Source organism: Listeria grayi (assembly GCF_900638015.1).
Taxonomy (GTDB): Bacteria; Bacillota; Bacilli; order Lactobacillales; family Listeriaceae; genus Listeria; species Listeria grayi.
On record NZ_LR134483.1, the window covers coordinates 1,042,707 to 1,057,801 of the forward strand.

Annotated in this window: 16 protein-coding genes; 14 read left to right on the forward strand and 2 right to left on the reverse strand. The window is 42.1% G+C overall.

Annotated features, from left to right (window positions below):
- The first annotated feature begins 41 nt into the window (after positions 1 to 41).
- From EL241_RS05005 to rplS, 13 genes are all read left to right on the forward strand, one after another.
- A complete protein-coding gene (locus tag EL241_RS05005; RefSeq protein ID WP_036107204.1) occupies positions 42 to 275 on the forward strand; it encodes an acyl carrier protein in 234 nt (77 codons plus the stop codon).
- Between the two features lie 189 nt (positions 276 to 464).
- A complete protein-coding gene (gene rnc / locus EL241_RS05010; RefSeq protein ID WP_003758648.1) occupies positions 465 to 1,157 on the forward strand; it encodes a ribonuclease III in 693 nt (230 codons plus the stop codon).
- 25 nt (positions 1,158 to 1,182) lie between these two features.
- Positions 1,183 to 4,740, forward strand: coding sequence for a chromosome segregation protein SMC (smc, locus tag EL241_RS05015; protein WP_036106915.1), 3,558 nt, complete (start codon positions 1,183 to 1,185; stop codon positions 4,738 to 4,740).
- 18 nt (positions 4,741 to 4,758) lie between these two features.
- A complete protein-coding gene (gene ftsY / locus EL241_RS05020) occupies positions 4,759 to 5,742 on the forward strand; it encodes a signal recognition particle-docking protein FtsY (RefSeq protein ID WP_003758654.1) in 984 nt (327 codons plus the stop codon).
- A 108-nt stretch (positions 5,743 to 5,850) separates the two neighbouring features.
- A complete protein-coding gene (locus EL241_RS05025; RefSeq protein ID WP_003758656.1) occupies positions 5,851 to 6,183 on the forward strand; it encodes a putative DNA-binding protein in 333 nt (110 codons plus the stop codon).
- A 12-nt stretch (positions 6,184 to 6,195) separates the two neighbouring features.
- The gene (gene ffh, locus EL241_RS05030) at positions 6,196 to 7,557 is read left to right on the forward strand and encodes a signal recognition particle protein (protein WP_036106913.1); all 1,362 of its coding nucleotides are present in this window, start codon (positions 6,196 to 6,198) and stop codon (positions 7,555 to 7,557) included.
- 96 nt (positions 7,558 to 7,653) lie between these two features.
- On the forward strand, positions 7,654 to 7,926 hold the full coding sequence (rpsP, locus tag EL241_RS05035) for a 30S ribosomal protein S16 (protein ID WP_003758659.1): 273 nt from the start codon (positions 7,654 to 7,656) through the stop codon (positions 7,924 to 7,926).
- 14 nt (positions 7,927 to 7,940) lie between these two features.
- Positions 7,941 to 8,171 (forward strand): KH domain-containing protein, encoded by a 231-nt coding sequence (locus tag EL241_RS05040; RefSeq protein ID WP_003758662.1) that lies wholly within the window; start codon positions 7,941 to 7,943, stop codon positions 8,169 to 8,171.
- Positions 8,172 to 8,261: 90 nt separating this feature from the next.
- On the forward strand, positions 8,262 to 8,993 hold the full coding sequence (locus EL241_RS05045) for a gamma-glutamyl-gamma-aminobutyrate hydrolase family protein (protein WP_003758664.1): 732 nt from the start codon (positions 8,262 to 8,264) through the stop codon (positions 8,991 to 8,993).
- Positions 8,994 to 9,084: 91 nt separating this feature from the next.
- On the forward strand, positions 9,085 to 9,474 hold the full coding sequence (locus tag EL241_RS05050) for a YlqD family protein (protein ID WP_036106911.1): 390 nt from the start codon (positions 9,085 to 9,087) through the stop codon (positions 9,472 to 9,474).
- Positions 9,475 to 9,483: 9 nt separating this feature from the next.
- Positions 9,484 to 9,999, forward strand: a complete 516-nt coding sequence (rimM, locus tag EL241_RS05055; protein WP_003758670.1) for a ribosome maturation factor RimM — start codon at positions 9,484 to 9,486, stop codon at positions 9,997 to 9,999.
- 2 nt (positions 10,000 to 10,001) lie between these two features.
- On the forward strand, positions 10,002 to 10,739 hold the full coding sequence (gene trmD, locus EL241_RS05060; protein ID WP_003758672.1) for a tRNA (guanosine(37)-N1)-methyltransferase TrmD: 738 nt from the start codon (positions 10,002 to 10,004) through the stop codon (positions 10,737 to 10,739).
- 127 nt (positions 10,740 to 10,866) lie between these two features.
- Positions 10,867 to 11,211, forward strand: a complete 345-nt coding sequence (gene rplS / locus EL241_RS05065) for a 50S ribosomal protein L19 (protein ID WP_003758674.1) — start codon at positions 10,867 to 10,869, stop codon at positions 11,209 to 11,211.
- Positions 11,212 to 12,325: 1,114 nt separating this feature from the next.
- Here rplS and EL241_RS05070 read toward each other — a convergent pair.
- Together EL241_RS05070 and EL241_RS05075 are read right to left on the reverse strand one after the other, a co-directional pair.
- On the reverse strand, positions 12,326 to 12,772 hold the full coding sequence (locus EL241_RS05070) for a YtoQ family protein (protein WP_036106907.1): 447 nt from the start codon (positions 12,770 to 12,772) through the stop codon (positions 12,326 to 12,328).
- Between the two features lie 63 nt (positions 12,773 to 12,835).
- Positions 12,836 to 13,987 (reverse strand): MFS transporter, encoded by a 1,152-nt coding sequence (locus tag EL241_RS05075; protein WP_126320397.1) that lies wholly within the window; start codon positions 13,985 to 13,987, stop codon positions 12,836 to 12,838.
- A gap of 172 nt (positions 13,988 to 14,159) precedes the next feature.
- Between EL241_RS05075 and EL241_RS05080 the strand changes: the two genes are divergently transcribed.
- Positions 14,160 to 15,089 carry an AraC family transcriptional regulator gene (locus EL241_RS05080; RefSeq protein ID WP_232020852.1) on the forward strand — a complete coding sequence of 310 codons (930 nt, stop codon included), beginning with the start codon at positions 14,160 to 14,162 and terminating at the stop codon, positions 15,087 to 15,089.
- The last annotated feature ends 6 nt before the right edge of the window (positions 15,090 to 15,095 follow it).

A 15,095-nucleotide genomic window follows, 5' to 3' on the forward strand; every position in this document is an offset into this window, starting at 1 on the left:
ATGATTATCTTATATAATACTTGGAGGGAGGTGAAGTGGAAATGGCAGAAGTATTAGAAAAAGTTACGAAAATCATCGTAGACCGTTTGGGTGTCGAAGAATCTAAAGTAACTTTGGAAGCTTCCTTCAAAGACGATCTAGGTGCAGATTCTCTAGACGTTGTTGAACTTGTTATGGAACTTGAAGATGAATTTGGAGTTGAAATCTCTGATGACGACGCTGCTGAAATCGCTACAGTCGGTGATGCAGTGAAGTACATAGAGCAGAACGCATAAAACTTTATGTGAAAGAATAAATGAGGGTGTCTCTTTGCTTGACATGCGCTTGCGTAGTTTATCTGCGCATGAAGCGAAGCAGAAAGACAGCCTCTTTTTCACTCTAAAGTGAAGTTTATTTTCTAAGCAGCTTTTAAATAGATCGGCTCTTTAGAAAATAAACTTGCAGAGAAGAGAGGAGCAGCTAACATGGACAAATGGGAAGAATTACAAGAAAGCGTAGGATTCACTTTTGAAAACGTGGGTCTTTTGCAAGAAGCATTCACACATTCTTCATATGTGAACGAACATCGCAAGGAAAAGCTAAATGATAACGAACGCTTGGAATTTTTAGGAGATGCGGTTTTGGAACTTACGGTCTCCGATTACCTATTTCAAAAATACCCCAATCTCGCAGAAGGACAACTGACTAAAATGCGCGCCGCGATCGTCTGTGAACCCTCACTAGTCGAGTTTGCGGAAAATATTCATTTTTCCAAGTACATCCGTTTAGGAAATGGCGAAGAAAAAGCGGGAGGGAGAACACGTCCAGCATTACTTGCCGATGTGTTTGAATCATTTATCGGTGCGCTCTATTTAGACAATGGGCTCAAAAACGTCATCCGCTTCTTGGAAAGAGTCATTTTTCCAAAAATCGATACCGGCGCTTTTTTGGAAACCGTCGATCATAAAACGCAACTGCAAGAAATCGTCCAGCGTGACCGCGACGTTCTGATCCAATATGATATTTTAGAAGAAAGTGGTCCTGCCCACAGCAAAGCCTTCGAAGCACAAGTCGTCGTCAATGGCCAAATGCTTGGCAGAGGCGAAGGCAGAACGAAAAAACAAGCGGAACAAAACGCAGCAAAAGAAGCAATCAATAAATTACTACACCGTAAATAAAAGGCAGGCAAAGGAGGTATCCGCCTTGTTACTCAAAAAATTAGAGATGAATGGTTTCAAATCATTTGCAGATAAAGTAACCGTGGACTTTGTTCCCGGCATGACAGCTGTCGTAGGACCAAACGGAAGCGGGAAAAGCAATATCACCGAAGCGATTCGCTGGGTACTGGGAGAGCAGTCTGCCAAAAGCCTTCGCGGAGGGCGCATGGGAGATGTTATTTTTGCTGGAAGTGATTCGCGCAAACCAATCAATTTCGCAGAAGTGTCTTTGGTTTTAGAAAACGAAGACCATTTCCTGCCTTTAGATTATTCGGAGATTGCCATCACCAGACGAATCTATCGTAACGGCGACAGCGAATTTCTCATCAATCATGAACAATGCCGTTTGAAAGACATCGTGGAACTTTTCATGGATTCCGGCCTCGGCAGAGAGTCCTTCTCGATCATCTCACAAGGAAAGATCGACGAGATCCTAAACAGTAAACCCGAAGAGCGACGGACGATCTTTGAAGAAGCGGCCGGCGTATTAAAATATAAACAACGAAAGAAACAAGCAGAACAAAAGCTGACAGAGACAGAAGAAAACTTAAATCGCGTCCAAGATATTTTATATGAATTAGAAGGACAACTTGAACCGCTTGAAATGCAAGCATCGATCGCGAAAGACTATCTCTTTCAAAAAGAGGAACTTGAAAAATATGAAGTTTCCTTACTAGCAACTGAGATCGGCGGCTTAGAAACGAAATTGGAAAAAGAACGCGATGATTTCGCAGCCAACAGCCAAGCTCTTTTCAAATTGCGCGAAAAGATCCGTGAAGAAGAACAGCACGTAACGGAACAAAAACGATCTTTAACCGAACTAGACGAAAAAATCGATGCCAATCAGCAGAAACTGTTGCAACTAGCGCAGTCTCTCGAAAAGCTTGAAGGCGAGCGCAACCTGCAACTGGAACGGAAAAAGCACAGCAGTGAAACGGAACAAACGCACCAAGAAACACTCACTGCGACAACAGCTAAAATCACCCAGTTAGAAGCAGAGCGCAAACAGTTGCTCGAAGAAAAATTGGAAAAAGAAACGAAACTGGAATTGGCTGACCGGCAGCGGAAGGCGTACGAACGCAATTTGGCAGAACTTGATAATATCACCGAAGATACGATCGAAAACAAAAAGAGTGACTACATTGAACTGAAACACCGCCAAACGACGATCCATAATGATGTGGGCTATATCGACCGTCAATTGAAACAGATCGATGCCAGGTTAACACGCTTAGAACAAGAAAACGGGGACAGCAGCAAAGAACGGATCGCCAGACAAGAAGAAATCGAAGCAACGGAAAATACGCTTGCATCGATTCGAAAGCAGCTAGAAGAACAACTGACGACCTACGAAACAAATAAAAAAGAACTGACAGCAGCTGAACAAAGCCTTGCGCAAGAAGAGGGCGCCCTTTATAAGCACTACCAAGCTATCGAACAGGTCAAGGCACGCAAAGAAACACTTGCGGAACTCGCAGATGACTATGCCGGTTTTTTTCAAGGGGTCCGCGAAGTATTAAAAGCAAAAACAGAAATACCAGGCATCATTGGTGCATTAGTCGAACTGGTCACGATCCCAGAACATTATCAGACCGCGATGGAAATCGCTTTGAACAATAATGCCCAACATATTGTCACAAAAGATGAACGCGTTGCCCGCGAAGCAATCCAATATTTAAAAACCAAACGTGCCGGTCGCGCTACATTCTTGCCGCTGACAACGATCCAGCCACGTGAACTTCCGGCTGGGACACTGAAACAATTAGAAGCGCACCCAGCGTTCGAAGCAGTAGCCAGCCAGATCGTCACGCATGATCCTTCGCTCGCTCCGGTTATTCAAAACGCGCTAGGCACAACGATCTTAGCAAAAGATTTAAAAGGCGCCAATGAATTAGCAAAACTCGTACATTATCGCTACCGGATCGTCTCACTGGCCGGCGATGTCGTGAATGCAGGCGGTTCGATGACTGGTGGAGCAACAACGAAAGGCCGCTCCTCGATCTTGACACGCAAAAATGAATTGGAGCAGCTGGAAAGTCAGTTAAAGAGCCTTCAGCAGCAAACGAGTCAATTTGAATCAAGCGTCGCAGCAGGCAAGGTAAATGTCCAAACCAAACGCGAACAGCTGGAAGAAATCCGTTCCACCGGGGAAAAACTCCGTATCCAAGAACAAGAATGGACCAGTAAATTTTCCAGTGGCAGAGAGAATCTAGAACGCCAAAATCACCAATTGAAAATCTATGATTATGAAAAAGCAGACAATCTCAAAGAGAAAAATGAACTCGAAGCACGCAAACAAGCGCTGCTGACTGAAGAAGCAACAAACGAACGCTTACTCGTTGAAATGAACGAAGCGATCGAAACGATGCTCGCAGACAGCAAGATCCAAGACAGCAAGCGCACGGAAGTCCTACATTTGCTGGCTGATCTCAAAGAAACGATCACCGCCCAAAAAGTAGAATTAGGCTACACAAGCGCCGAAGAAGCTCGGCTGACAGATCAATTAAATGAGTTATATCAGCAAAAGCAAGCCGCAGAAGACCGCTTGGAAAGCATCCAAACCATTCGTAGCGAATCAAGGACGGAAGAAGAATATACGCAGCTGATCGAGCAAACGCGGACAGATAAGGCGACCTGTGAAACAGCTGCGAAACAGCTTCGCGAAAAGCGGATCGCCTTGCAAGAAAGTTTGACCAAGCAAGAAGAAACGTTGCAGCAGAAAAATGAACAATCGCAGTATTACAGCGAACAGCGCAATAAAGCCGAAGTAGCGATCAGTCGCTATGAAGTCGACATGCAAAGCCGTATCAACCGCCTACAGGAAGCGTATGAACTTGATTTCGAGCAAGCAAAGGAAAACATTTTGCCAGATGTCGATCAGGAACAGTTGCGCTCCAAGGTCCGTTTGCTCAAACGTTCGATCGATGAACTCGGCGTTGTCAATCTCGGTGCGATCGAAGAATTTGAACGCATCGAGGAACGCTTCCAATTCTTGAATGGTCAGCAAGAAGATCTGCTGGCAGCCAAAGAAACCCTATTTGATGTGATGGGTGAAATGGACGAGGAAATGAAGATTCGTTTTGAAGCTAGCTTTGAAGCGATCCAAACAGAATTCGCGATCGTCTTTCCAGAATTATTCGGCGGCGGCGAGGCAAAACTCGTTCTTACCGAACCGGAAAACCTACTTACAACAGGTATCGACATCATCGTTCAACCACCAGGTAAGAAACTGCAGAACCTCAGCTTGCGTTCCGGCGGCGAACGGGCACTTACAGCCATCGCGTTATTGTTTGCGATCATTCGTGTCCGCCCAGTGCCATTTTGTATCCTCGATGAAGTCGAAGCAGCACTGGATGAGGCAAATGTCATCCGTTTCAGCCGCTATCTCAAACAGTTTGAATCAGACACCCAGTTTATCGTCATTACGCACCGGAAAGGAACCATGGAAGAAGCAGATGTTCTGTACGGTGTGACCATGCAGGAATCCGGCGTCTCCAAACTAGTATCCGTCCGTTTAGAAGAAACCGAAGAACTTGTGAAATAAAGCAGGGGAGAGAATAACATGACCTTTTTCAAGAAAATCAAAGAAAAAATCACGGGACAAACTGACTCCGTGACAGGGAAATTTAAAGATGGGCTAAGTAAAACACGTCAAAATTTCTCAGGAAAATTGAATCAAATGATGGCACGCTATCGTAAAGTAGACGAGGAATTTTTTGAAGAACTCGAAGAAGTACTGATTGGGGCTGATGTTGGCTTTGATACGGTAATGGAACTCGTGGATCAGCTGCGCGAAGAAGTAAAACTACGCAATATCAGTGATCCGAAAGAAGTACAAGAAGTCATCGTCGAGAAACTAGTTGCGATCTACGAAGGTGAAGAAGAAGCAAAGCCAGCGCTAGATATAAAGGACGGTCGCTTGAATATTATTTTATTCGTCGGCGTCAACGGTGTCGGTAAGACAACAACGATCGGCAAAATGGCGCACATGCTGCAAAGTCAAGGCAAAAAAGTCATGCTGGCAGCAGGAGATACTTTCCGAGCAGGGGCGATCGAACAGCTGGAAGTTTGGGGAGAACGTGCGAACGTTGAAGTCATCAAACAAACAGCCGGAAGCGATCCTGCAGCTGTAATGTATGATGCACTGCAAGCAGCCAAAGCCCGAGGCGTAGATGTCTTGCTCTGCGATACAGCCGGTCGTCTACAAAATAAAGTAAATCTGATGAACGAACTTGAAAAAGTAAAACGAGTTATTGGACGCGAAGTACCAGACGCGCCGCATGAAGTGCTACTTGTTCTCGATGCGACCACAGGTCAAAACGCCTTCGTCCAAGCAAAACAATTCAAAGAAGCAACCGATGTCAGCGGTATCGTACTCACGAAACTCGACGGCACAGCAAAGGGCGGGATCGTGATCGCGATCCGAAACGGCCTGCAAATCCCGGTAAAATATATCGGCCTAGGCGAAAAAATCGACGATCTGCAACCATTTGACGCGGAAGATTACGTGTACGGATTGTTTGCTGATCTGATCGACGAGAAATAATTTTTTCAGCTAGCAAGTAAGTTTTGCTAGCTGTTTTTCTCCGTCCGGAATATGCTTGACAGCACTGCCATTTAACCGTATCCTTTAGAAGAAGAGAGGTGACACGCCTTGTTTGAAAAGACCAATCGAATGAATCTATTATTTGATTTCTACCAAGGACTGCTGACAGAAAAACAAAAAAACTATGTGTCGCTGTATTATTTGGAGGATTTTTCTTTAGGAGAGATCGCTGATGAATATGAAGTGAGCCGGCAAGCAGTTTATGATAATATAAAGAGGACCGAAGAGAGCTTGGAGAATTATGAGCAGAAACTCGGGATGCTCGCTAAATATGAAGAACGTGAAAAGCTGCTGACAGAACTCGAAACCTATCTGCAGGAAAATAAATTACTCGACAAGCAGCTGGAAGAATGGATCGAAAAGCTTAAAGCGACCGAATAGGAGGCAAAGGAAATGGCATTTGAAGGTTTAGCAGGAAGACTGCAAGAAACAATGAACAAAATCCGCGGTAAAGGAAAAGTTTCCGAAGCCGATGTAAAAGAAATGATGCGTGAAGTACGTTTGGCACTACTCGAAGCCGATGTAAACTTCAAAGTCGTCAAACAATTTATCAAGACTGTAAGCGAACGCGCAGTTGGTTCTGACGTCATGAAGAGTCTGACACCAGGTCAACAGGTTATCAAGATCGTCCAAGAGGAACTGACCAACCTGATGGGCGGCGAAGAAAGCAAGATCGCCGTAGCAGATAAACCGCCGACGGTACTCATGATGGTCGGCCTCCAAGGTGCCGGTAAAACGACTACTACAGGAAAATTGGCTAACTTATTACGGAAAAAATATAACCGCAAACCGCTGTTAGTAGCAGCCGATATTTATCGTCCGGCAGCGATCCAGCAATTGGAAACACTGGGTAAACAGCTCAGCATGCCAGTCTTCTCGCTAGGAGATCAAGTCAGCCCAGTCGAAATCGCAAAACAAGCCATCGCGAAAGCAAAAGAAGACCATTTAGATTATGTGATCATCGATACAGCAGGTCGTCTGCATATCGATGATGCGTTAATGGACGAATTGAAACAAGTAAAAGAAGTCGCTTCGCCGGATGAAATCTTCTTAGTAGTCGATTCGATGACCGGTCAAGACGCAGTAAACGTCGCAGAAAGCTTTAATGAACAGCTCGAAGTCAGCGGTGTGATCCTGACCAAACTCGATGGAGACACACGTGGTGGGGCAGCTTTATCCATTCGCGCGGTAACTGGAAAACCAATCAAATTCGTGGCGACCGGCGAAAAAATGGAAGCATTAGAAACGTTCCACCCAGATCGGATGGCATCTCGTATCCTCGGAATGGGCGATGTCCTCTCCTTGATTGAAAAAGCACAGGTAGACATCGACACGGAAAAAGCAAAAGAAATGGAACAAAAACTCAAAGATAACAGCATGACATTAGATGATTTTCTGGAACAGTTGCAACAAGTCAAACAAATGGGTCCGCTCGATGAATTGATGAAAATGCTTCCCGGTGCAGGGAAAATGAAAGGCATGGACAACATGCAAGTCGATGATAAACAGCTTGGCCACATCGAGGCGATCATCAAATCAATGACGAAAATGGAAAAAGACAATCCAGACATCATTAATGCCGGCCGCAGAAAACGGATCGCCCGTGGAAGCGGCAGACCGATTCAAGAAGTCAACCGTCTGCTCAAACAATTTAATGAAATGAAAAAAATGATGAAGCAGATGACTGGCGGTGCGATGGGCAAAAAAATGAAAAAAGGCAAAAACCCGTTTGGCAACTTTAAATTACCATTTTAAAAAAATTGTTCTGTAAAGAAAAAACACTTTACAAACAAATGCTTTACTGGTAATATATATACTTGTGTAAGACATTATGGAGGTGTAAATAAAAACATGGCAGTTAAAATTCGTTTAAAACGTATGGGTTCTAAAAAGAAACCTTTTTATCGTATCGTTGTAGCTGACTCTCGCTATCCACGTGATGGCCGTTCGATCGAAACTGTTGGAACATACAACCCGTTGTTAAATCCAGCAGAAGTGAAAATCAATGAAGAGTCTGTTTTGAAATGGATGCATAATGGTGCGAAACCATCTGATACAGTTCGTAACTTATTCAGTAACGAAGGTATCATGGAAAAATTCCACAACCAAAAATTAGGTAAATAAGGAGGAACACGCGAATGGAAGAATTGATTCTCGCCATCGTGAAACCCCTTGTGGACCATCCGGAAGATGTGCTTATATCTGTCTCCGAGACAGGTAAGACGACTTCCTATAAATTATCAGTAAACAAAGAAGATATGGGGCGTGTTATTGGTAAACAAGGACGAATCGCAAAAGCGATGCGCACAGTTGTTTATGCAGCTGGTTCTAAATACAATAAAAAGCTACATCTCGAAATTACTGATTAATGAAAAGAGGCTGGGTATGAATCAGAACAGACTGATTTATATACCAGTCTTTTTTTGATAAGATAAGAAAAAAGCAAAGGGGATCTAGGCATGAAACCAGTAATCGGAATCACCGGCAATAGGCTGGTAAAAGGAGTAGATACATTTTACGGACACCGCGTGACATACACGCAGCAGCATTATGTCGATGCGATCCAGGGAACAGGCGGACTTCCTGTCGTTTTGCCAATTGATAAACCAGCAGCAGCGGCCCAAGCTATTTCGCTCATTGACGGTCTCTTACTGACAGGCGGCCAAGATATCTCGCCGCACTTATATTTAGAAGAACCAAATCCAGAGATCGGTGCCTATTCCCCGCAGCGTGATCATTTTGAAATGGCGCTCGTCCATGCTGCACTGGAAGCAGGCAAACCAATTTTCGCGATCTGCCGTGGTCTACAGCTTGTCAACGTTGCTCTAGGCGGTTCTTTGTACCAAGATGTCAACTATGTCAAACAGCCGCTCGTACAGCATCTGCAACACGTCGATGAAACACTCGGCTCACATACGATCAATATCGAAAAAGATTCGCAGCTGAATCAGCTTTTCTCCGATAAGAAAGTAGTAAATTCCCTGCATCATCAATTTATCAAAACGGTCGCTGACAAGCTAGTCGTTTCCGCACGGACTACCGATGGGATGATCGAGGCAATGGAGGGAAGCCGCGAACTAGCAAGTTGGTTCATCGGTGTCCAATGGCATCCGGAAATGATGTTCCAGCGTGATCCTGAGACGCAAAAACTGTTTCAGATCTTTTTACAAGCGGCGCAAAAACACGAATAATCTTTGCCGCTTACGGAAAACAGTTGGAATTAGCTATCTGAACTGCTAAAATAAAAGAGAAATCCATGTAACCCGAAAGAGGAGGGCGAACGTGAAGATTATCCAAAAAGTAGTAGTCAAACAGATATTGACAGAAACAAGCAAGCAAGAATTATTACATTATTATCAAAAACAGCGAGCCGAACTAGAAAATGAAATCGAACAGCTACGTTTTGAACAAAAAAAGGCCGAGCATAAAAGTGGCGGCTATAATCAAAATCAAATCGCTACTTATTTTTCCCGCGAAATAAATTTTCGAGGAGAAAAAGTAAAACTAGCAGACTTTCAGATCAATCAGTTGGAGATATTGCCGCTTGGAAGCGAGATCAGAGAACGTGAACTGGATGCACTGCAAGAAGTGAAAGTTGGCGACAAGTGGAAAAATGTCCAAACAAGCAGCGAGATCATTGTCAAAGACGGTATCGTTATTGAAATACGGTAGAGGTGAACTATGGAAAAAATGTATAAAGTAGGAAAAATCGTCAACACACATGGATTGATGGGGGAAGTACGTGTGATCTCCACCACAGATTTTGCTGCAGAACGCTATGTACCAGGTAATATACTTTACTACGTACCAAAAACCGGCGGATCTGCACAGCCCCTGACGATCAAAAGTCATCGGCAGCATAAAACATTCGATTTATTGACATTTGAAGGCTATACGGGCATCAATCAGGTAGAACATTTAAAAGAAGGCGTCCTTAAAGTAACAGAAAGCCAGTTGCAGCCACTCGAAGAAAATGCATACTATTTTCATGAGATCATTGGCTGCACAGTAGTCACTACTGAAGGCGAAACGCTTGGCGAAATCAAAGAGATCCTAACACCAGGCGCCAACGACGTCTGGGTAGTGGAAACGGCTGCCAAAAAAGAGATCTTGATTCCCTATATCGCGGATGTCGTAAAAACGATCGATATCCCTACAAAAACAATCACGATCGAAGTCATGGAAGGATTGTTATAGGAATGAAAGTAGACATTCTTTCGATTTTTCCAGAAATGTTTACCGGAGTATTTGGGAATTCGATTTTAAAAAAAGCAATCGAAAAAGAGATCGTCGATATAGCAGTCACTGATTTTCGCCAGTACGCAGAGGGCAAACATCACGTCGTTGATGACTATCCATATGGCGGAGGGGCAGGAATGCTTCTCAAAGCACAACCGATTTTCGACGCAGTAGCAGCCGTCAGAGCAGAAGAAACGAGACCCCGCGTTATCCTTATGGACCCAGCCGGCAAACCCTTCAACCAAAAACTGGCAGAAGAACTGGCAACAGAAAAGCAGCTTATTTTCATCTGTGGCCATTATGAAGGCTACGACGAACGCATCCGCACAGAACTCGTCACCGATGAGATCTCGATCGGCGATTATATTTTGACCGGAGGAGAACTTGCAGCCATGACAATGGTTGACAGCATCGTACGCCTTCTCCCAGGAGCACTTGGCAACAGCGAATCCGCTGCAAGCGACTCCTTCTCCACCGGATTGCTTGAACACCCACATTACACCAGACCAGCCGATTTCCGTGGCTTAAAAGTACCCGAAGTCCTCTTAAACGGCAACCATGCTAAAATAGAAGAGTGGCGACAAATGGAATCACTACGCCGGACCTGGGAGCGAAGACCAGATCTATTGGAACAGTTAGAACTTAGCGACCAACAGAAAAAATGGCTCGCAAGCTGGATAAAACTAGATAAAAAGTAAGAAAAAAACTTTACAGTCATTCCGTTAAGTGGTATTCTATTAGAGGTACTGGATTTTCCAGTCTAACTACAATGTTCCGCTGCATAACAAGTATGTATGAATATTGGAATAAAGGAGAGAAAAAATCATGAATAAACTTATCGAAGAAATCACAAAAGATCAGTTGAAATCTGATATCCCTAGCTTCCGTCCCGGAGACACTGTTCGCGTTCACGCGAAAGTCGTTGAAGGAACTCGCGAACGTATCCAATTGTTCGAAGGCGTTGTTATCAAACGTCGCGGAGCTGGAATCAGCGAAACTTTCACAGTTCGTAAAATTTCTAATGGCGTAGGCGTTGAACGTACATTCCCTGTACACACTCCACGTATCGCTAAATTAGAAGTGATCCGTCGCGGTAAAGTTCGTCGTGCGAAACTTTATTACCTACGCAACTTGCGTGGTAAAGCTGCTCGTATCAAAGAGATTCGTTAATAGTTCAGGTTTAAAAATGAGGCAGTCAGGTTAATTCTGGCTGCCTTTTTTTGTGTGTTTGGGATAACTTTGTATATAAAAATGTGGCGTTACTCATATAGATATAGTTACTTTGGGAGGAATCGAATCCATTCTTCTATTTATTGGGATGTATTTCCTAGCGGCGCGATCTATAATTATAATTATTTCAACAAAGACTTCTTGAATGACTTTCTCTAATTTCGCGTTTGTAGTTTTATTATTTAATTATTTTTGTTAGCCCTTGAGGCTGCTTTAGAAAATTTAGTCACTTCCAAGAGGAGCCTTTAATCGGATCTCATAGATGATCCAAATGTCTCGTTCTTAAATATTCATTCCTAAAGTACAGGGCTTTTTTTGCAAAGTAAAATTATGCCTAAGCAATTCATTCTTATGTTTTAGTTCTTGTTTCCTTGGCAGTGTTTATTAGATATAGAAGTTCTTCTTTATTGGTTTTGGAAAAGAGCTACAAACCGGGTGTATCACAAAAGTGTAGCAATTTAAGTTAACAAATCCCCATGAATATTTATATATTCTTCCTGAGTTTTTTCAAATAGTGTGACATTGCTTGATAATCATCGTTTTTTCATTTAATAATCGTTGGAATATTTATAATTTTTTGCGGGAAGAAAAGCAATAAGAAACAAGAGAAGTTAAAAATTAAATATTTTCGCCATAGATTTTAAAAGTTCATGTGAAAATATAGGTAATTACTATTGAATAATCGATGACCTATATTTAGCAATCTATGACAACAGTGTTTATCCTTTGAAGTGTTTTTGATAATATCATTGGGATAGGCTGATTTGCGTGGCAAAGTTGCCCGTACCATGGATATTCGTTATTAATAAAAAGAGACTCTGCTTATAGGCTGTCTTTTCTTTTTAGGCCTTTTGAAATAAATATACATATTAGCGGAGGTTTATTGAGAGTGTCCAAAGTGCTGTTCCCAATTTGTGGCAATTAGATATTATAAAATAAAAAAGTCAGTTTCAATTGAGTTTATAAAAAACCCCCTTGAAACAGACTTTTGATGTTTCAGATTACACTATACGCCTTGCTATGAAGACTAGGGACAATTAAGTAAATTGCTTTCTTAAGCTTCTGCAAATATATATGCTAATGCTTTTACAGCTTGCTCTCGAGTTTCAACAACAACGCTTACTTTATTTGCCAGCTCTTTGAGAGGGTGATGCAAGGACTCAGGGCGGATCAAGATAACAGGTATTCCTGCTTCGATAGCTCGCGAAGCATCCATTGCAGTATTCCACTGTTTATAGGAAGTTCCGAATAATGCAATGACAATATCAGCTTTTTTCATCCATATTTGTGTTCTCAAATTATTAAAGCTAGAAGCAGCTTCGTCGGTGAAAATCGCATTTGGCTGTACTCCCTTAATGCATTCGCCAATACTATCACTTTTACTGTGGTTTTCCATTGGACCATTGAAATAAAGCGGCAAATTAAGTTCCTCGGCACGTTGTTTGATTTCGTTTCGCCAATCAGAATGGATTTCCCCTGCTAAATAGACTGTTAATTTCATATTTATATACTCCTTTTGATTGCTTATACTGTATAGTATAGCTGATTTTTTAATGTTATTAATTTAATTATTTTTTTCGTTCATTCGCCATAAGAAAAGGACTGCTATAATTGCTAAAACAATTGCGGCCGCTGCAAACCATGGGATTAAAGACAAGGATAGTTTTTCAACTACTAATCCTCCTAAACCGGCGCCGCTAGCCATGGCTAATTGAAGCATCATGCTGTTCAAACTTAACATAATTCCTGTAGATTCAGAGGCAATATTAATCACATGTAGCTGTTGCGGAGGACCTAATGACCATACTGCCGTCGACCATAAAATGAGCATGACAATTAACAAAATTGAAAGTGAAGTACCCAGTGCAATTAGTATTAAAGCAATGCCATTCAACGATAAGCCAATTAAAAGTACATAGTGTAGTCCCCATTTATCTGTAGCATAGCCGCCAAATCGCGAGCCAATCATGCTAGAGATTCCTATCACAAACAATATTGTATTAAGGGCGTTATCGCTCATACCAGCACTTGTTAGATATGGTGTGATGTACGAATAAAAGATAGAATATCCGATGATCCAGAAAAAAGTTACGGACAAGGTGACTAATACTTTTGGTCGCTTTAGCAAAGTGAATTGTTTACGAAGCGGCATGATCTCTTCTTTTCCTACGGGTGGGATGACTATTACAATCATAAAGATGGCGACAAGGCCGATTACGGCAATGAGCCCAAAAATAAGCTGCCATTCGTAGACAGTAGTCATTATTCTTCCAAGTGGAACCCCAAAAATTAAGGACGCTGTGAACCCCATTAGTACAGCTGCCAAGGCACTACCCTCTTTGCCAGGTTGTGCAATTTTTGTTGCAATAGTCATAGATACCACTACGACAACACCGGAACTTATTCCCATTAGAACCCGGGAAATATTTAACAGTGTAATTCCTGAAAGAACAAAAGCAAGTATATTGCTCAAAACAAAAAATCCTAGAGAAAAGAGCAGTAAATTTTTACGCTTAAAACGTGCTGTCACTACCATAGCAAGTGGCGTTCCAAAAGCATAAGCTAAAGAAAACGACGTGATCAATTGACCAGCAGAAACGAGTGAAATATTCATTGAAAGTGCAATTTTGTCCAAAATCCCTGCAATAATATACTCCGATGTCCCCACAAGAAAACTGAGAAGTGCCAAGATGTATATTTTAATTGTATTTGGCATAATTATTTTCCCTCCTTTATTTTTTAAGGACCTTAATAATAAAAGGCTTAATTAGTATGCAATAATTAAACCTGCAGGAGGTAGTCGAATAACAGCGAATCCTTGCACAATTGTCCAAATGTTGTTATTATTAACCGTAATATTCTCTTAGAGACAAGAAAGGAGAGATACAGTGCAGAAAATAGTAGAGGGAAAGATGGAAAAACAGATTCGAGAGATAGCACTTCTAATTGATCGCCAAACGGTCGATAAAAAACTAGGGCAATCACAGACTAAAATTGATGGATTGAAATTTTTTAGAGCTAATGAAGTCGCACCACCAATTCATACTTTATACAACCCCTCCCTATGTATGGTGGCACAAGGCTCCAAGTTAGTTATGCTAGCAGAAGAGAGCTATATTTATAGCCCATCTAATTATCTTGTTGCTTCTGTGCATTTTCCTATTCGAGGTCAAATTCTTGAAGCAACACAAGATAAGCCATTCCTTAGCTTGCAATTGGATTTTGAAGCGAATCAAATTTTTGATATCGTCAAAATTGCTAATCTGGATCAAAATGCTCAAGAAGGTTCAAAAAGAGGACTTATTTTAAGCGATACTCCTTCAGGATTGCTTGACGCAGTTTTAAGACTTATACGGTTGCTAGATGAGCCGGAGGACATCCCAATTTTAGCCCCTATATTTATTCAAGAAATTCTTTACCATGTGCTTAAAGATAAGCAGGGTGCGGCTATCCGTCAATTTGCAATAACCGGCACTCATGCTGAAAGAATTGCCAAGGTCATCACTGTTCTTAACCGTGACTTTGCTAAACCTCTTCCTATTGAGAAACTTGCAAAAATTGCTAATATGAGCTCATCCTCACTACACTTTTATTTTAAAAAAGTAACCTCAATGAGCCCACTTCAGTACCAAAAATATTTACGCCTTCAAGAAGCACGCAGACTTTTGGTTTCTGATGTCCCTGAAGCTGCTAATGCTGCTTTCCAAGTTGGTTATGAAAACCCTTCTCAATTTAATAGAGAATATGTTCGTATGTATGGATTACCACCGATTACTGATATGAAGCGCATGCGTGAAACTATGGTTAGCCGAACATAAAAGGGT